The organism is Marinifilum sp. D714, from assembly GCF_030851345.1.
Lineage (GTDB): Bacteria > Bacteroidota > Bacteroidia > Bacteroidales > Marinifilaceae > Marinifilum.
In genome coordinates this window covers 74,678-93,543 of record NZ_JALPNU010000007.1, presented here as the reverse complement: position 1 = coordinate 93,543, position 18,866 = coordinate 74,678, and the positions used below count along the sequence as shown (strand labels likewise).

General features: G+C 37.3%; 21 protein-coding genes and 1 tRNA gene. 20 read left to right on the top strand and 2 right to left on the bottom strand.

Annotated elements, in window-relative coordinates:
- Positions 1-2: 2 nt before the first annotated feature.
- The 20 genes from glp (at position 3) to M0051_RS09015 (ending at position 17,523) form a co-directional block, all read left to right on the top strand.
- On the top strand, positions 3-1,178 hold the full coding sequence (glp, locus tag M0051_RS09110) for a gephyrin-like molybdotransferase Glp (protein WP_306741223.1): 1,176 nt from the start codon (positions 3-5) through the stop codon (positions 1,176-1,178).
- Positions 1,162-1,962 carry a GTP 3',8-cyclase MoaA gene (locus M0051_RS09105; RefSeq protein ID WP_306741222.1) on the top strand — a complete coding sequence of 267 codons (801 nt, stop codon included), beginning with the start codon at positions 1,162-1,164 and terminating at the stop codon, positions 1,960-1,962. Before glp ends, M0051_RS09105 begins: the two co-directional genes overlap by 17 nt.
- Before the next feature lie 87 nt (positions 1,963-2,049).
- Complete coding sequence (gene moaC, locus M0051_RS09100) at positions 2,050-2,505, top strand: cyclic pyranopterin monophosphate synthase MoaC (RefSeq protein WP_306741221.1); 456 nt, start codon at positions 2,050-2,052, stop codon at positions 2,503-2,505.
- A 113-nt stretch (positions 2,506-2,618) separates the two neighbouring features.
- A complete protein-coding gene (locus M0051_RS09095; RefSeq protein ID WP_306741220.1) occupies positions 2,619-3,554 on the top strand; it encodes an MOSC domain-containing protein in 936 nt (311 codons plus the stop codon).
- Positions 3,555-3,703: 149 nt separating this feature from the next.
- Positions 3,704-3,788, top strand: a tRNA-Ser gene (locus tag M0051_RS09090).
- Between the two features lie 226 nt (positions 3,789-4,014).
- On the top strand, positions 4,015-4,689 hold the full coding sequence (locus M0051_RS09085; RefSeq protein WP_306741219.1) for a hypothetical protein: 675 nt from the start codon (positions 4,015-4,017) through the stop codon (positions 4,687-4,689).
- A gap of 583 nt (positions 4,690-5,272) precedes the next feature.
- Positions 5,273-5,845, top strand: a complete 573-nt coding sequence (locus M0051_RS09080) for a hypothetical protein (protein ID WP_306741218.1) — start codon at positions 5,273-5,275, stop codon at positions 5,843-5,845.
- A gap of 2 nt (positions 5,846-5,847) precedes the next feature.
- Entirely contained in the window at positions 5,848-7,980 is a 2,133-nt protein-coding gene (locus M0051_RS09075; RefSeq protein ID WP_306741217.1) for a hypothetical protein, read from the top strand.
- Complete coding sequence (locus M0051_RS09070; RefSeq protein ID WP_306741216.1) at positions 7,980-8,465, top strand: hypothetical protein; 486 nt, start codon at positions 7,980-7,982, stop codon at positions 8,463-8,465. Before M0051_RS09075 ends, M0051_RS09070 begins: the two co-directional genes overlap by 1 nt.
- Before the next feature lie 54 nt (positions 8,466-8,519).
- Positions 8,520-9,101, top strand: a complete 582-nt coding sequence (locus M0051_RS09065; protein WP_306741215.1) for a hypothetical protein — start codon at positions 8,520-8,522, stop codon at positions 9,099-9,101.
- Complete coding sequence (locus M0051_RS09060) at positions 9,101-9,430, top strand: hypothetical protein (RefSeq protein WP_306741214.1); 330 nt, start codon at positions 9,101-9,103, stop codon at positions 9,428-9,430. The genes M0051_RS09065 and M0051_RS09060 overlap by 1 nt, the downstream gene beginning before the upstream one ends.
- Before the next feature lie 99 nt (positions 9,431-9,529).
- Entirely contained in the window at positions 9,530-9,859 is a 330-nt protein-coding gene (locus tag M0051_RS09055) for a hypothetical protein (RefSeq protein WP_306741213.1), read from the top strand.
- Between the two features lie 3 nt (positions 9,860-9,862).
- Positions 9,863-10,039, top strand: coding sequence for a hypothetical protein (locus M0051_RS09050; RefSeq protein WP_306741212.1), 177 nt, complete (start codon positions 9,863-9,865; stop codon positions 10,037-10,039).
- The gene (locus M0051_RS09045; RefSeq protein WP_306741211.1) at positions 10,033-10,563 is read left to right on the top strand and encodes a hypothetical protein; all 531 of its coding nucleotides are present in this window, start codon (positions 10,033-10,035) and stop codon (positions 10,561-10,563) included. Before M0051_RS09050 ends, M0051_RS09045 begins: the two co-directional genes overlap by 7 nt.
- 4 nt (positions 10,564-10,567) lie before the next feature.
- Entirely contained in the window at positions 10,568-11,179 is a 612-nt protein-coding gene (locus M0051_RS09040) for a glycoside hydrolase family 108 protein (RefSeq protein ID WP_306741210.1), read from the top strand.
- A 6-nt stretch (positions 11,180-11,185) separates the two neighbouring features.
- The gene (locus M0051_RS09035) at positions 11,186-11,503 is read left to right on the top strand and encodes a hypothetical protein (RefSeq protein WP_306741209.1); all 318 of its coding nucleotides are present in this window, start codon (positions 11,186-11,188) and stop codon (positions 11,501-11,503) included.
- 78 nt (positions 11,504-11,581) lie between these two features.
- Positions 11,582-11,830, top strand: a complete 249-nt coding sequence (locus M0051_RS09030; protein WP_171594370.1) for a hypothetical protein — start codon at positions 11,582-11,584, stop codon at positions 11,828-11,830.
- Positions 11,831-11,833: 3 nt separating this feature from the next.
- Positions 11,834-13,633 carry a zincin-like metallopeptidase domain-containing protein gene (locus tag M0051_RS09025; RefSeq protein WP_306741208.1) on the top strand — a complete coding sequence of 600 codons (1,800 nt, stop codon included), beginning with the start codon at positions 11,834-11,836 and terminating at the stop codon, positions 13,631-13,633.
- The gene (locus M0051_RS09020; protein ID WP_306741207.1) at positions 13,620-15,866 is read left to right on the top strand and encodes a hypothetical protein; all 2,247 of its coding nucleotides are present in this window, start codon (positions 13,620-13,622) and stop codon (positions 15,864-15,866) included. Before M0051_RS09025 ends, M0051_RS09020 begins: the two co-directional genes overlap by 14 nt.
- A gap of 532 nt (positions 15,867-16,398) precedes the next feature.
- Positions 16,399-17,523, top strand: a complete 1,125-nt coding sequence (locus M0051_RS09015; RefSeq protein WP_306741206.1) for a PAS domain-containing sensor histidine kinase — start codon at positions 16,399-16,401, stop codon at positions 17,521-17,523.
- A gap of 24 nt (positions 17,524-17,547) precedes the next feature.
- Here M0051_RS09015 and M0051_RS09010 read toward each other — a convergent pair whose 3' ends face one another.
- On the bottom strand, positions 17,548-18,123 hold the full coding sequence (locus M0051_RS09010) for a hypothetical protein (RefSeq protein ID WP_306741205.1): 576 nt from the start codon (positions 18,121-18,123) through the stop codon (positions 17,548-17,550).
- 49 nt (positions 18,124-18,172) lie between these two features.
- Positions 18,173-18,805, bottom strand: coding sequence for a S24 family peptidase (locus tag M0051_RS09005; RefSeq protein WP_306741204.1), 633 nt, complete (start codon positions 18,803-18,805; stop codon positions 18,173-18,175).
- Positions 18,806-18,866: the final 61 nt, after the last annotated feature.

The following is an 18,866-nucleotide window of genomic DNA, read 5'->3' as shown; positions in this document are numbered from 1 at the left end:
ATATGATTACGTTTCACGAGGCTTTAAAAACAGTAAAACATGCCACTCGAAAATTAGAGAAAGAGCATATTGATATTTCGGACTGCTTAAACCGAGTATTGGCAGAAGATGTAAGATCCGATATGGCTATTCCTCCGTTCAACAAATCGGCAATGGATGGATATGCTTGTAAAAAAGAGGATCTATTAGAAGAATTAGAAGTTTTGGAAGTGATCGCTGCTGGTGTTGCTCCTTCTAAGTCTATTGGAAGTAAGCAATGTTCAAAAATTATGACTGGAGCTATGGTACCTGAAGGTGCAGATACAGTAATAATGGTAGAACACACCGAAGAATTAGAAAACAACAGAATTCGCTTTACCAAAGAGAAGACAAAATCAAACATCTGTATCAAAGGTGAAGATATTGAAGAGAATGATGTGGTTTTGAAAAAAGGTACCAGGCTAAAATCTCAGCACATATCAGTATTGGCAACAGTTGGATGCACCAATCCATTGGTATATAAAAAGCCAAGAGTTGCGACCATTGCCACAGGAAGTGAGTTAGTAGAGCCACATCAAAAGCCGAATAAATCACAAATTAGAAATGTGAATTCATGGCAGTTACAAGCACAACTGAAGAAGATTGGTATAGATGCCAATTACTATGGCATAGTGGAAGATTCAAAAGAAGCTACACAGGAAACCATGGAAAAATGCTTGGTGGAGAATGATATTTTAATCATTTCAGGTGGTGTTTCGGTTGGAGATTACGACTATGTACCTCAAATATTAAAAGAACTTGGATTTAATATCTGGTTTCACACTTTAGCTGTAAAACCTGGAAAACATACAGTGTTTGCTGCCAAAAACGGTCAATACGTTTTTGCAATGCCTGGTAATCCGGTATCGTCATTTGTGCAATTCGAATTATTAGGCAAACCTCTTGTGTTTAGATTGATGGGACACGACTACAATGCACCTATGGTACGCATGCCTATTGCAGAAGATTACAAGCGCAAAAGAACCGACAGGTTGGCATTTATCCCTGTTCGTTTTAATGCCAATAATCGCGTGGTTCCTATTGAATATCATGGCTCAGCCCACATTAATGCATTCACATTGGCGGATGGAATAATGGCTGTACCCAGAGAAGTTGATGAATTTACCGAAGGAGAATTTGTTCATGTTAGACAATTATAATCGAAATATCAATTACCTAAGAATCTCGGTTACAGATCGCTGTAATCTTCGCTGCACTTATTGTATGCCAGAAGAAGGTATTGACCTAATTGCACATGAAGAAGTACTTAGTTTCGAAGAAATTGTAGCATTTGTAAAGGAAGCCATTGCCTCAGGCATCACGAAAGTAAGATTAACAGGTGGTGAACCTTTGGTAAGAAAAGGTATTGTAGACTTGGTTCATCAAATCGCAAGCATTCCTGGCATTGAAGACTTGGCCATGACTACCAATGGTATTCTGCTGGAAAAATACTCCAAAGATCTGGCCAAAGCTGGTTTAATGCGTGTAAATATCAGTTTGGATACCATGAATCCTGAAAAATACAAAAAGCTAACTCGCCTGGGTAATATTGAAGATGTATTTAAAGGAATTGATGCGGCATTAGAAGCCGATTTACGTCCGGTTAAAATCAATTGCGTAAGAATGCCAAATGCAGATTTAGATGATTTGGAGGCATTAAGAAAATACTGTGATAGCAAGAATCTTGATCTTCGCTTCATTAGGCAAATGGATCTGGCAACTGGTGAATTTTCTATTGTTGAAGGAGGAAATGGTGGCAATTGCCTGGAATGTAATCGTATCAGGTTAACTGCAAATGGAAAGGTTAAGCCTTGCTTGTTTAACCAGAGTGAATATGATTTAAAGGAATTGGGTGCCAAACAGGCCATTAAAAAATCCATTATTAAGAAACCAAAATCCGGAAGCAAAAACAAGAAAGGAAGTTTCTATGGAATTGGAGGGTAAAATCAATTAATAATGAATAATTAGTAATAGTATGTACTTACAAACGAATTTCATATTAACTAGTTACTGATCATTTACAATATAAGAATGGGAAAATTCAGTCATATCGATAATGAGGGAAAAGCCAATATGGTAGATGTTGGTAATAAAATTCCGCAAATAAGAGAAGCCAGGGCCACTGGTAAAATTATATTGGAAGAACAAACACTTCAACTTATTAATGAAAATGCATTAAAAAAAGGTGATGTTCTAACGGTGGCTGAAATTGCAGGAATTCAAGCTGCAAAAAAAACAAGTGATTTAATTCCATTGTGTCATACACTGCAAATTACCAAGGCTGAAGTAAAATGCAGAATAGTTGAGGATGCGGTTATTGCAGATACCAGAGTAAAATGTATAGGACAAACTGGCGTTGAAATGGAAGCTTTAAGTGCTGCAAGCATTGCCCTTCTCACCATTTACGATATGTGTAAGGCGGTTGACAAAAATATGAGAATAGAAGGGATTAAGCTATTGGACAAAACTAAAACTGACTTGAAATAATACCGATTAGTATTTAAGAATGATCAATAAGCTCACTTCGTTTGTTATTGATCTTTAAATATCTATCGGCATTACACCCCAATAATTTTAAAATCAAAATGGCATAACATACTATGAACAAAGAAGTAAGTGTATTATCGGTTAATATTTCAGAAAAGAAAGGTACGATTAAAAAACCTGTTGAAAGTATTGAGTTAAGCTCTATTGGAGTTGAAGGCGATGCGCATTCGGGAAACTGGCACCGTCAGGTTAGTTTATTGGCCAAAGAAAGTATCGATAAGTTCTCAGAAGAAGCAAAGCGAAAAATCAATTTTGGAGAATTTGCCGAGAATATCACTACTGAAGGTATTTTATTGCACCATACTGCCCCACTTGATATATTTATCTTTGGCGACCTGGAACTTGAGGTTACACAGATTGGTAAAAAATGTCATGGAGATAATTGTAATATTTTCAGAGAAGTTGGCAACTGTGTGATGCCCAAAGAAGGAATCTTTTGTAGGGTAATTAAAAACGGAGCCCTTAAAGCTGGTGATACATTAACCTATTATCCAAGAGTAATAAAAACCATGATCATTACACTTAGCGATAGAGCCAGCAGAGGTGAATATGCTGATAAAAGCGGTCCTTTGACTGAAAAGCTTTGCCAGGATTTCTACAAATCACGAAACCGACAATATAGCATCGAAAAACATATTATACCTGATCAGAAAGAAGAATTAGCAATGCTACTAGACAAAGCCAAATCGGAAGAGTTTGACATTGTTTTCACCACGGGAGGAACAGGAATAGGTCCAAAAGACATTACACCTGAAGTGGTAAAAAAACACATTACGAAAGAGATTCCTGGTATTATGGAATTAATCAGGGTAAAATATGGCATGGATAAGCCAAATTCATTGGTCAGTCGAGGAATTGCCGGTGTTATGAATAAAACTTTAATTTATGCTATGCCGGGAAGCCCGAAGGCAGTAAATGAATATTGCAGCGAAATATTTAAGACCATCGAGCACTCATTATACATGCTAAACGAACTCGACTTGCATTGATTGAAAAAATAATTCAACTGAACATCAAGCGCTTCGAAAATAATTCGAATTTATTGCAAAAAAATGTTTGGTAGCAAATAAATTTTGTCCTACATTTGCACCCGTTATCTCAAGAGATAACAGAGCAACAATAGCTCAAAACAAGTATTGGAGAGATGGCAGAGTGGTCGAATGCGGTGGTCTTGAAAACCATTGTACGGCAACGTACCGGGGGTTCGAATCCCTCTCTCTCCGCACTAAAACAGATAAAGCTCCTGATTTTCAGGGGCTTTTGTTTTTTAGGGGAAAGCTCAGGGGAAAGAACGAGAATATTAAACTACATTTACCCTGCTTCATCTTGAATCATCTTGAAACACTTCGCAACAAATTCCAACCCTCTTTTAAAATAACTTTACCCCAGATAAACCACTTAAGATTTTTTTAGTGGTTAGAATTTAAGTTATTAATCAAAATAGATAGTATGGAATGCTTAGAATGTGGAAGACCAATTATAGGCCGCCGATCTGATAGTAAGTATTGCTCCAAAACTTGCGCCGGAAGAGCAAAAAACAGAAGAGCCGACGAAAGAAAAATTGAAAAAGCTACCCAGCACATGCTGGTATCACCACATAACACCCCAAATTCCTTGTATGGATTCACAGAAATTAGAGAGCTTGAAAAGGATAAATTTGATACGGTTCTCAACCTTAAAGAAGGATATGAAAGCCAGATCAAACAGCTTGAAACCAGCAATCTTAACAAAGACTTTGAAATCCGAAGACTAAAGGATAAAATTGAAGACCTACACAACACCCATCAAAGAGATCTGCAAACTGCCAGCACAAACACAGTAAAAGAAACGGTTAATGCCATTACTTCGATGCCTGCAATTCAAGGGGCTTTGGGTGCTTTGGCAAACAACCTTATCCCCAGCAAAGACAGCGCTTTAGGTGGTATGGAAGAAACATTGAGCATCACTGAAAAACAGATCATTCAGGAAGTCAGAAAAATGGAAACCGACGCACAGCAATACTTGGTGCAAATGCTGTATTTCCTGTTTTCACAAAGTCATGCTGAGCAAATGCAAATATTTGGCTCATTAACCGCATACATGCAGGCTGAAAACAATACAGACGAAGAGGAAGACTTGCCTTAAATGCAAAGCAAAAATAATGTAAAGGATTAGCCAATGTAATTTATTGATGATGTTTTAAGTATATGTTCGTATGCCATAAAATAAGGTGGAAGCCCCTCCTAAGGAAAGGCTTCCACCCATAAAATGACTACTCATGTAGTATCTTATAATACTAGAATAAAAATAAATTTTAATTGCAATTAATATTTCATTTCTTTTCACAAGGATTTATCATACAATCCATTACATTAAAAAAAAGGAACAATTCCACCAACTCATCCTACCAATAATATTTGTTAAACACCTAGACCACACATCAGTGAAATTGTTCCCTTGAAGACTAACCCTAATTGTATTTAAAACACTATTCTATAGTCTCCATGCAAATGACAATTTAATTTACGATTTTTTTTACTCTTTTTAAAGAGGTCGTTCACAATTTAATTATTGAAAAATATCTTTAAAGGGTTTGTAAGTGGTTTAAAAACTGGTTTAACTACTTAGCTATTCCCTTTCATATTGCGATTTGTTTCAATATGTGTCAAACTGTTGCAAGGTGTTGCACTCGCTGGGATTCCAGCATATTAGCCCATATGTTTGAAACATGAAGACAGGACATGTAATCTTAATCGGCGGCGCTTTAGCAGCTATATATTATCGCAAACAATTAGGTGATTTAGTGAATAAGGGTGTGGATAAGGTTGAGCAAAAAACTCAATCTTATCTGGGAACAAAGCTAAGCTTTGCCCCAAAAGACTTTCCCCGTGTAAGCGTGGATATAAAAAGAGCAGCTGTAAAACTTAAGGGTTCTATTGAGTTATCGAACCGTACTCCTTTTGCAGCTACTCTTGATACTTACCGCATCAATTTGGTTTTGGATCACAATGGGCAGAAAATTAGTCTTGGTTACACTCCTATTGAATATCCCAACAAAGAGGTATTGGCAAATTCCAAAGCATCGATTGGTTATACTTTCATGATTCAGCTTGACCAAGTTGCTAGACTGGTTCAAGCAAAACAACTGCAAGGTGCAAAACTTGCCTTGCATGTTGACAATCTAAAAATTAGCGGTGTTAATGCACCTGCAATCAAAATCGACATATCGAAAACATGGCAAGATGTTGCTAGAGTGGTTAGCAATCCTTCTTCTTTACTAACTAACCTTTTCAAGTTTTAAGTATGGAAACCGTCTTTAAATCATATAATCCACAGAGAGGCGTAGTTTTCCGAACTTCTAAGGGTGAAGAGATAGGACAAGGGGTTAGATCTGTTAAGTCTGGTATTGAGTTTTCTCACTTGATTGATACTAAATCGGTAAGTTTTACCAGCTCTTTTACTGAGGGCGGCGTAGAAGATACCGTTAGAATCATGTGTGAAATCATCAAAAACCACCATGCACAGGTTAAAGATTTGGCGGCTTTTCTTCAAAAAGCAACCCGATTTCAAACTCTTAAGGCTATCTGGGATTTTGTATTCAATCACATCCAGTACAAAAACGACAAAAAGGGTGTTGAACAACTAAGCACTCCTGCTCGAATTTGGCTGAACAGGGTAAAACCAAATACTCCTTCTGATTGTGACGACCATAGTATTTTCATTGGTTCCCTTCTTTACTGCTTGGGAATTCCTTTTACTATCAGAATCGCTGGATACGAGGGCAAGCCTTTTTCACATGTGTACATCGTTTCTGATCATGTTTGCATTGATACCGTGTTACATCGCTTCAATTGTGAAGCTCAATACACATCTAAAAAAGATACGCAAATGCAAATTGAAACTTTAGCAGGTTACGGAGCTACCCCAGATACCGTTGAAGGCTTGGGCGCTTTGCAGTCGCTTTACAATAGCGCCGAACAATACGACGCCGAAATTGAAGCGATTGACAGTACTGAAGAGCTTAACGGTATGGGTTCTGCCTTACTGCAACAGGAAGAAAATGCCCTGAAAAAAATGGGAATTGCTCAGCTATCAACCACTTTAAGCGAATACCAAAAAGAGCCGGAAAAGTTTCATGCTCTGGGCTTTGGTCTTTCCTACTGGAAGCACATGCAAAGTGCTTTAAATGCTCTTCTCTATGGAGAAAGCTTGGACGGTATCATCATCAAGCTAGAGGATGGTTCCGGTTGGGAAACTGCAAACCTCTCTCCTTTGAATGGTATTGTTGATCAAGAAGGAAACACGGTTGGCTTGCTGGGTACTCTGGAAGGACTCTTCAAAAAGCTTCGTCGTAAAATCAAGAAAGGTTTTAAGGCAATCAAGAAGGGTGTTCGCAACTTAGGACGCTGGGCTAGAAAGAAGTTGAAGAAAATCGGAAAGTTCATGATGAAAATCAACCCGATCAACATTGCCATTCGTGCCGTACTTCGTTCCAGAATCTCTAAAAATGCCAACAACCTTGCTCTAAAAATGGGCTATGGCCTTTTGACTTTAGCTCAGGCTGAACAGTTGGGAATTGAGAAAAGTGCTTGGGAGAAATCAAAACGTGCTTATGCCAAATTTGCCAAGAAATACCGCTTCTTAGGTGGTCGGGAAAGTAAACTTAGAAAGGTTCTTGCTTCTGCTTGGCAAAAGGCTGCCAAAAAAGCTGATTTACCTAGTATGTCTTTACATGGCAATTTGGGAGAATTAGACGGACGTAGACGCCGCAGACGTAGAAGACGTAGAAGAGCTGCCGCAGAAAAACGCCGCAGATTGTTGCTTGCTCAGCAAAAGCACACACCTAAGAAAATGTCAAAGTTTGAAAAGGAACGTCTGGAATTCCTAAAAATGGTACACAAGGATATTGCTAAGCAGGTTCAGTTAAAAGGTGAATTGGGCGTTGCTCCTGTTGTTGCAGCTGGTGCTTCTAAAGGCATACTTGCAAAAGCAATGCTGATTCTTAAGCCGATTCTGAAACTTTTAAGCTCGCTTGGACTTGGTGACATTATCACTAAGCTGAAAAAGAAACGGATTGAAAACCTTTCTGAGCGAATTGAAAATGAAACTGATCCAGAAAAAAAAGCCAGACTGATTCAGAAAAAACAAAAGGCTGAAAACAATCTGGTGATTTTCAACAAAGAGTACGGAAAACACAAAGGGTCTGGGAGCAATTCGCCTTTACCAGTTGTAGAACACAGGTCACCGGATCAAAACAGTCCTCTTGTACCAAGTTCAGGCTCCAATCCAACAAGCACAAGTGCTCAGTACATGGATCAAAAGGTAAACAAGGCCGGCATGAGTCCTCTTGCCATTGGTGCAATGGTTCTTATTGGTGGGGGTCTGCTTTGGGGTGCTAATCAGAATAACAGGAATAATTCTAAAAAAAGTAAGTAATGAGAAAAAATCAAACTACTGCGGTTTTAATCGAAACCGCTAAAACCGTGGGTGGTGTTATGGCTGGTAGAATGGTAGCTGTAGCAGGAAAAAAGGCTTTAAAAGTGAACGAGGAAACCGACCCGAAAAAGAAAAAACTGAAAGAAGTTGCCTTAGGTGCTGGTATCGCTGGTGTTGGTATTGCAGGTGCTTTAAAACTTCCTAACAACTACAAAAGTATTGCAGCTGGTTTTGCTACTGCTGGTGTTCTTTCTGCAATGACTCCTTTTGCCAAAGGTGAGGACAAAGGTTTTATTCCGGCTCTTCATGGCACTACTGCTATGGCCGCACTGGAAGGTGACATTTACGACGAGGAAATGGAGTTGGAAGAAAATGAATATGAAGTAAACGCCTTGGCCGCTTTACGTGATCCTGAAATCAAAGATGATTTTGTGGAATACGATGACGACGAGGTTCAGGAAGTTGTTTCAACTGAGGTAAACTAAGTTTTACCTCCAACATACAAATTAAATCGGTAAATAATATTTAAAACCTATATCATGCAATTAATTAAAGCATTAGAAGAAAAGAAAGCGGTTAGAATGATCGCCAAAGAAAACCAAAAAGTAAATTTCAATGTGGCAAACGCTCGCATTGAAAAAGACATGTTATGGTTGAGAAAGGAGCTTTCCGGCAAATCGGGAATCCAACAACTGATTAAGCCACAGGATGCAGAAAAAGACGGTGTTCGTAACATTGATTCTGCAAAATTAACAAGCGGCACTGCTTTCCTTGTTACCGGAATCTTAATTTCCACTACTTCTTTTGGCGCTCCATTGGCCAATGAAAGCGAAATGAGCAAGCAGGAATTCTCTATCGGCTCTCAGGCTGATGGTGCATTGTTCAACTCTGAATTGTCTATCAAAGTTGGTGGCGAAGAGAAAATGAAAGCTTTGCTTCGTCACATGTCACCGGAAGTTGCCGGAGATGATAAACCGGAGCAAATGGCTTACCATGTTAGCCCATTTGTTATTCCTCCTTCACAAGTGATTAACCCTGAGCTGAACATCTTGGATGCTGCCGGAAATTGTGCAATTGAAGTTGCATTTGTTGGTTACAAAATTTCGGAAAATAGAGGATAATGCGCAGGTTTGTTTACAACATCAACAAGCAAGCCGCAGACCCAGATACTACCTCCAATGAGGTAGTGTCCTTCGAAGACTACACCGAAATCATTGGTGTTTCTTTTGTGGGCGCTCATGGGGCAAATAATATGGATGTTGAAATAAGAAGCCACGACGGTAAGGAAACTTTTATTGACTCAGTTCCTTTGGAATATTACAAGATCGGTACTGGCCGTGAGGAAATTTCAATGAACCAACCAATCGTAAACAACTCGGTACGGGTAGTAACTTCTTTTACTGCTGGTACTGATGTTCAAGGGGCTTTGGTTTTCACATGTAAGAAATAGAACTGTAACTCACTTGTAATTGATTGTAAAAGCTCCTTTTGTCTGCTGGTTCAGCTTACAAAAGGGGCTTTTTGTTTGATTACCAAATCCATTAAAAACATGATAAGATTATTCGATGATATTCAAAAGATTATTGAAACCGGACGACGAAAAGAGGTAAGTGTTCCTGCTTCAAAATCTTTGATCATTACCAACTCCACAAATGATATTGCCTACATCTATCACCGTGATTCAAGTAAGATTGGATACCCTCTAAAGATGGATGAAAGTTTAGAGATCAACGGAATTTTAGAAGAAGCCATTTTCGATGTTGAATTATTGGCTACTCAAATTGAAAAGCATCAAGGTTTGTTCCTTATTTCTCAGCATGAAGACAGAGACTTGCAAGCCTTGAAAGAATACAACACTGTAGTTATTAAAAACGCTTAAACCATGCCAGATAAAAAAGAGAAAAAAACATATTCTCCTAAAGAGAAAGAAGAGCTTTTGGAAACATTCGGAAAGCCCTTAAATGATCAGTCATTAAGAATTATTGAGCATTTCCAGAAATCAAGAAAGGACATTAACAAGCTATTGAAAACAGCTTATAAATATCGTGCGTTATGTTAGGAATCTTACCACAGGCCGCAGTTGTTAAAACCGTTACCGAAACAGGAGCTAAAAAATACAAAAGCCTTGACAAGAACCAAAAAATGGCAGTCAACATTGGGGGCTTAGCTCTCTTTGCTGGTGTGCTATTTATGGGATACAAAATGTATTCCGGCATGAAAGATACAATCAGCTGGTTTACGGGGGCAAAAAGTGAAGAGGAAAGAAAGGCCGCAGAAACCAAGGTAAAAAGTCAAATCGATCAGGAAATTAACAAGGTGGGAATCACTCCTACCATTGGGATTGCAACAGCAAAAGGGATTGCACAAGCTTTACTGGATGCTATGGAATACCCCGGAACGTATGAGGAGCAAATTTACAGCAACTTGTCTGTTTTAAAGAACAGTGCTGATTGGCTTTTGGTGGGTCGTGAGTATGGTATGCCAAGAAAAAGAACACTGGTTGCAGAGCTTTACAATGAATTAGATAATAAGGAAATGATCAAGGCTAAAGCCATTCTTTCCAAAATCGGAGTAACTATTTAGACTTATGGCGGTATTCAATATTTCATACGGCATAACCAGTGCTTTAGAAGGCGGTTATGCGAACCATCCAAAAGATAAAGGTGGTGAGACTTATGCTGGTATTTCCAGAAAGTTTCATTCAACTTGGATTGGGTGGCCATATATCGACAAACAAAGAAGATACGGCACTCTCAAAACCAATCAGATTTTTCCAAAGCTAAATGAGTATGTAAAGACCTTTTATACTCGTGAGTTCTGGGACAAATTGCATTGTTCGGCTTTGGATCAAGCTTTGGCCAATCAGCTTTTTGATTATGCAGTGAATTCCGGTAAAGGCAGAGCTGTTAAAACACTTCAAGCAATTTTGAATCAATTGGGAGAATCTTTACTAGTGGATGGTGTGATAGGTGCAAAATCTTTGGCGGCTATTGCCAAACATGATCAAAGCAACTTGGCTCAATTGCTACATAAAAACAGGGAGGTGTTTTTACAGAAAGAGGCGCAGAATCAACCTGCTTTTGCTCAGGTGTGGAGCAATCGCCTTAATACCATGAAAGAGTATTTACCCAGTGCCGGAGTTTCTCTTGGCTTATTGACCATTGTTGGTATCTCTCTGTTTTTTTTGACTAAAAACTAAATACCAATGACGACTCCTGAAATAAAGGGCTTTTTCTCTAAGGAGCATACTGTTTTGGTATTTCTGATCTGTATTTGCTTTGCCGGATTAATCCAGAACTATCGAACTCAGCAACGCTTGTTACTTGAGCTTGCCGACATCAAAGCGGATATTAAAATCATAACCTACAGACTCAACTATGGAAAAATCCCAAAAGAAAAGCTGGCTTCGTTCAACCTTTACGGATGTGAAGGGACGCCCCAGCTTCAAAAGACAAATTCTATTCTTGCTTGTCGTTTCCGTTATCATGAGCGGATTGCTAAAGGCAAACATAGAATTTATTAAACAATTGGTCTTGCTTGCCGGAACCATTGGAATAGGGATAGCAAGCGAGCAGTTTTCTAAACAATCAAATTAAAAATCATGCTTAGACGAAAAATAACAGTTCTTTCAGCAATCCTTCTTTTTACTACCGGACTTGGTTTTGGTATGGCCATTGGCTACAAGTACGCCAAAAACCAGCTTCCGGCTCAACAAACTACAATTGAGATTAAGGATTTGAATGCCAAAAAAGGCGGTGTTATCTCTATCGATGCTGAAAGCGATCAACAACAGGATAACAAAAAGGATGAATCGAAAAAGAAAGGATTCTTTAACAAACTATTCAATTAAATCATGTTAGGATATATTTTACAAAGTACACCAAGGAAATCGGTTAGAAAAAAAGCAAGTTCTCCAAAAGCAAAACCGAAAGGAAGAGTAAAAGTCTTTGACAAACTCAAACCTAGTGAAATTCTGAAAGGTTTGTTTGAATCCAATCTGGACGGATGGAAAGATGATAAGGAAAAATTCAAACTGGAGCTGATCAGTGATATTAAAACTTTCCTGTTTACCAAGTGGGAAAAGCCTTGGAAAGCTGGTTTGGTTTTTAGTGAATCCGGTATTGTTTTAAGTGGGTTTAGAAATATCACTGGTCGTTTGTACAAGAACAGTACAAACATTCTAACTATGGAAAGAAATGCAGGGAAAAGCCCTTATTTCATTACCATGGCAGCTCTTAAAGAAAAGGGTGGCAAACTGCTTAATAAATCGAAAGTTATTTCTGTTTTGTCATACATTCCAATGTACAAGGACAAGGAAGACAAAACACCTCGCAAACCGGACTGGATGCTTCCTAAATTACACCGTGCTGTCAATATTGATTATTGCGAAGGGATTAAAAAGCCAGTTTTCAAACAGGTGTTTTTCAAAGACAATGAGTTCAACCAGTACGTTGAGAACTTTCTTAGGGAGCTGGTAAAAAAGAAACGTGTTCCGAAAATTCATACTGATCAGGCAGACCGATGCTATTATACACACAGCGCACTGAATTTTAATAATGAGTCAATCCACATGGTAAACATCAAGCAATTCAAGAAAGTTGCTGAATATTACTCTACCCTATTTCATGAGATTACCCACAGTACCATGAATCCGAAACGTTTGGGACGTGGGAAATTGGGTATTTCTGCCACTCTGGATTATCCGAATGAGGAATTGGTGGCTGAAATGGGTGCTATGATCATTTGTTCTGAGTTGGGTTTAAAATACAATAGACAAAATGGAATTACCTACCTAAAAGGCTGGTTGAGTCAAGCCAAAGGCGATGTTGACAAGAACCTTATCGAAGCTTATGGATATGCTTGTGATGCTGCTGATTATCTTCTGGAAGGTATTGATCTTTCCAAGCTTGTTCCAAAGTCAATGAGAAACAGAGCCAAGGAGGGAAAGAATAAAAAAAAAGTAGAAACTAAAAAGCCTAAATCTACGGGCAAGAAAGTACAGAAAACTAAGCAATTGACTTTAATGGGTCATTCCCAGAAAAAGACAATTACCAGTCTGGCCGATTGGAAACCGAGTTCTCATATCACAGCTTTAAAAGGTCAGCTGGGTAAGTTTCTGGGTGGTTATGAAAGAAAGCAATTTGCTATTGTGCTTCGTGGTGAGAAAGGGGCTGGAAAAACCCGTTTGCTATGCCAGATGATCAACTTGTTTGCTCTGGAAAAACTAAACGGGTTGTTTCTTTCTTTGGAAGTGTCACCTGAATCTGAATTGTTTGGCAAATATCTTTCCTACATCTCACCCGAAGCTAAAAAGCATGTGGCCGTTAGTAGTTCAAATAGCATCGAAGAGCTGGAAAGCTATTGCAAGAAATATGATTTTATTGCCATTGACAGCTGGGGGAAATTAAAAAACGTCACTCAGGAAGATTTCATGAGTTTGATTGAAAAGTATCCAAATGTGATTTGGCTTTGCATTTTTCAAAGTACTACAAACGGAACTGCCAGAGGTGGTATCATGAGTGAGTATGATAGTTCTATGGTAATTCAGGTTGAACGTGGCGGCAATGCTCAGTGTGAGAAAAACCGATACAATTCATGCGACAAGATTTACAATGTATTCACTAAAAAATTAATCGAAAATGAGGATAAGTAAACCTGCGAAAAAGCAACAATACTTGGTATTTGACAATATTGCTGATCGTGATGCAGCAAAAAAAGACTTTACAAATGGTCAGGAAATTAAAGTGACTGATGCTTCCAGCGATACCAACATAGAAACTGGCTGGGCTATTTATAAGTATGATCAGGGGAATGATACTTTTGATTTGCTGGAAAAAGAGGAACAAGATAATTCCATTCCAAAGGATTTTCGTGCAATACGAACTTTGCCGCACAATTGGAGATTGGAAGAAGACTTTTATTTCGTTCCAACTTACCTGGGCGCTTCTTTCATGTTGCAACCAAATCACAGGAGAAACTACGATAAAAAATTTATTCCGGTTTACACACCTTCGGGTTACAAGTTCATGAATATGGCAGACTGTTACGTGACTTCTCAAACTCCAACAGAAGATACGATTCAGTATTTTGTTATTTATTCCACATTTGAGGATGCTTGGACTAGCGACTACGGAATAATTAGCGTACACCAGAAAGATGCTACTGACTTCATGGAGGTAAATGAAAACACGTTATACAATGGAAGATATGTAATCGCTCAGCTGAAAGTCTTAAAAAAGGTTGATGGTACTTTCGATACGTCATCTGCTGAAATTATTGAACATTGGAAGCATTCCTTAAAGACTGCCGATTATTACGACGGCATTACAATTGCGAAAGACTCTCACAATTTTGTGCATATTCCTGAACATCACAATCCATTAATAAACGGTTTTCTGCTGGAAGATTTTGACTATGAGGTTCAAAAAATTGAAGGTAAGGATGGGGTAAAATTGCAGTTAAAAAATAATGGCGGTGCATTAATGAAAAACATTCCTGTCCAAACTACCGACGGCATTAAATACATTGGCGTAGGTAGCCCAACCATTGACCTTGCAACTACTACAGGAGCGGAAGCAGGTAAAATCTATCGCTGGACTTATGGCTTTAAGATTGCAGCAGACAAGGATGCAACTGTAAATGGCTGGGTGACTTATGGTGGTGACTCTTTTGGATTTGATGCAAGAAGACGAGAAGATCCAGCAACAGCCACTCAATTTCCTTTGCTTGTGGTATCGCTTAAAGTTCCAAGAGTAACAGGGAGCGTAAAAGCGGAGGATTTCAAAATTTATAAGCTTTGGAAAAATTGCCTTGCCCCTGCTGAACAAAGATTAAACTTAGGCGGCACACCACCGGATGGCATAACTGTTGAGCCTATTTTGGATGATAAATTGCGAGTCATTCCAGCTATGGAGAATTACAGTCATATCAAGATTATGCAGGATTTCACCATGAAAGCGGAATACAGTTCAGTTGTGAAACAAATCAAAATCTATCCTGATCCAAATACACCTGTAGATATTCCAGCAAAGCTTTACAGCAACGATCGTACATTTAGAATTAAAAATGTAAATGTTGCAATTGGAGTTTGGGCTAATCTAATTCAAGGCAAAACAATGTATGTTGCTTTTTATTCAAGCTTGGTAAGTGATGGTAGTGACAAATTCAGCTACAAAGTTGGGCTTGGTAAGTTTCCAGATTTAAGTAGCCTAGACCCTGTTAATGATGTTCTTTTGTCTGTTATCAAATTGCCAATTCCTAATGATATCAACAATACGGATGCTTCAAAATTGGTACTGCACAATATCTACAAAAAAGCAATTGCTCCAGCAGAGGAACGAATCAATACTACAGCTGAAATATCTGTTGACAAGTACACAATTGACAAAAATTATTTGGGACAATTGTCTATTCCAGCTTTACAAATTGGTCATAAGGTGAATATGTTTTTGCTTAAGGATTTTGATTTCAATATTTCGGCGGCTGGTTCTGATATTACAATAACGCCAAGAAGCGGCAATCAAGCTATTCCGATTTTGGTTGATGGCGTCAGAAAATATATGAGAGTGGCTTACTGGCCTTTGGGAACTGATCTTTTTGGCTCTAACATGGCTGGCAAATGGGCTTATTGGACTGTTGGGGCTACCATTACCGATACCGAAACCACTTCGGGCGGCATGACAACTTACACTCAACCGTCTGGGGCTATGGTGGAATTCAGGCCGGATGATGTTATTTCTAAAGCGAGAATTTTAACCGTATTGGCTTATATTCCTGATACTGGTCAGGGGGAAAGCTGGGATTTGTCGAAAATTTATTTGTTCAAACACTGGAAAGATATGCTAGCTCCTTTTGATGAATTGTGGGCTGAGAAAGTTACTCCATAAACATGCCGGTAAAAATTACAACGCTTGCCAAAATAACAACAACAGCAAGCAATACGAAAATTGAGGTACCTTCTTCAAGGTCTGGATAAACAACCTTACAAAATCTAAAAGATATTTTTTCATGTCTTTGACATTTAATTTATTCTTTATTAAATTTATAATAGTTTATTGACATAAACATTTTTTCACAATGTATATGAGCAAGTTATCTGAATGGGTAACTTGCTTATTACATACAATTTTACTGACAATTAAAAATAAAAAGAGAGCCGAAAGCTCTCTTTTTTTTCCTACAAATCACAAATAATGCAATAAAAGCAGAATTGAAATAATAACAACTAATATTATCGATAAGGAAGTTCAATTTATTTTCTCTCTAAACAATACCATTTCCCGATAATATTTTTCAAACTTTATCTTCTAAAACCCTAGTATGTTTTAGTTAAATATTCATACAACCCAACATAACTTACCTAGATATATCTCATTTTAAAATAGTATATTGTATAGACAATGAAAGCCACAGTTTAAAATGCAAAACGAAAACACCACCATTGAAAACCTAAAGAAAGAATTAACTTTTTATAAAAGTCTAATTAACAATTCAAAAGATTGGGAATATATGATCAATATAAAAGGTGAATGCATATATGTCTCACCTTCAGCACAAGAAATGACTGGTTATACGGTACAGGAGTTTTATTCCAACAAAGAATTAATAAAGAAAATCATCCATCCCGAAGACCAAAGGACATTTAAAAAACATGAGCATGAGATCGATGAAAATGGATTAAAAAAACCTGTTGAATTCAGAATAATTACCAAATCAGGTAAAATTGAATGGATAGATCATGATTGTAAGGATGTCTATGATTCTGATGGAAAGATAATTGGAATACGCGGAAGCAATCGTATTATCACTGAGAAGAAAAAACTTGAAAAAGAACTAAATAATACAGTGGCCTCAAAGGATAAATTTATCTCTATAATATCTCACGATTTGCGCTCTCCCTTCAATTCTTTGCTTGGTTTTTCAGAAATGATGCTGGAAGACATTAAAAATAATAACATTTCCCGATTACAGAGATATGCAAACTTCATGAATAAAGCAATTATTAACACCTATTCACTTCTAAACAACCTACTTATGTGGGCACAATCTCAAGGTGATAAAATTGATTTCAATCCTAAGTCATACACTGTCAAAGAAATTATTAAGGAACCTATTGATCTTGCCAAACAAATGGCTGAATCCAAGAGTATTAATCTCACCCTAAATTTAGAGCAAGATTTCAACGTATATGCAGATAAAGAAATGTTAGAAACCGTATTGCGAAACCTATTTTCGAATGCCGTTAAGTTTACTCCTAAAGGTGGAAAAATTGAGCTAATTATTGAAAGAGTGGGAAACTTAGCTAATTTATCAGTTGTGGATAATGGTGTTGGAATCGATAAACACCATATTTCTAAACTCTTTAAGATTGAGGAATCATTTTCCAGCATTGGAACTAGAGGAGAAAAAGGGTTTGGCCTAGGTCTCTTATTGTGCAAAGAATTTGTTAAGAAAAATAAGGGAAGGTTATTACTCCAAAGTGAAGTTGGAATTGGTAGTAAATTTACAATTGAGCTTCCTATAAAGAATCAAATTCAAGCCTAGTAAAATCTAATAGACAACTAGCATTTAATTAACTATCTGAACATATGTCTTAGTATTTATAAATTGACCAAAAGCAAAAAATGCTTCATCCATTTTTTTTAAATCTATACCATTTAAGGATTCAATAAATTCAAGGTATGTATTGAAGTAAAATTCTTCTTTACTATTATTTGTCATAGAATTTGCTGAGATATTTTGATAGTCAAATCCATGAATATAATTGAATGCTCGATTAATATGCTGGTCATAAATCGGGTATTTATTTGGTCTGATTATATGCAACAGAAAGATTTTCCATACAGCAGATAAATTATTAAAATGTTTTTGAAATTCGTTAATTCCAAGATTTTGTTTTGATTTCAAGTCATTTATAATATCTCGTTTTGATAATACTTTGTCCTCGAATGACTTTTGCTTACCAGCACTCAATTTCATTCCATTTTTCCAAATAAATAATTGCAATAAGTCTTCTGCGTCAAACTTCTTTTTATAAATCCTTTCGTTATACAATGACTCTAAAGGATAGCTATAAAGTTCTGACCAATAATTGATGAATTCATTTAAATCAGAGTTTTCTATTTTTAGTATAGGTAGCTTCATACACTTTTTCAATAAATTATACACTCCAAGATTCCATTCTTAAGTACAATCACTTCGGATTATACACAAAACAAACTCTTTGTATTTCTATAATATCGTTTTTGTAGATTTTGAATTTTGGATAATTCGGACTTACACACCAAAGGATGTTTTCATCTTCTGGGTCGTGTTCAATTCTTTTAATCATTCGATCTTCTGTAGTAATGATCAAATAGATTCTTTCTGTATTCAGCGTTTCCCAGTTATTTATCTTTCTTACCCCCACTAAAGCACTGCTTGAAATTTCCGGTTCCATGCTTGCTCCTGCCACTGGTAGAATGTTTTCTGCAATATCAGCTCCGGGTAATCCCTGTATGTATCCATCAGGTTTATTTTGTCCTATGATTTCAGATACACTATGACCAGCTGTTACATATAAATTCCAATATGGAACACCATCCAAAGACTCATTTTTCACTACTCTTATTACCTCTCCAACTCCATCGAACAGATATTTGCTGTTAAGCATTGGAAACACCTCACACACTTTAACAACAAATTGTTTGGATAGAGGCGTTCTTCCGTTTAGAATTAGTGATACACTGGACTTGTTATATCCAATCCTTTCTACAAATTCCTGTTGATTCCTGATAATATGCTGACTTTTCAATATTTCAATAGCATTTCTAAGTCTCTCCAACATAGGCAATTAAGATTTATTAAAACTTTTTGTTTGGGTTTTGTTTGTATCTATGTAAACGTTG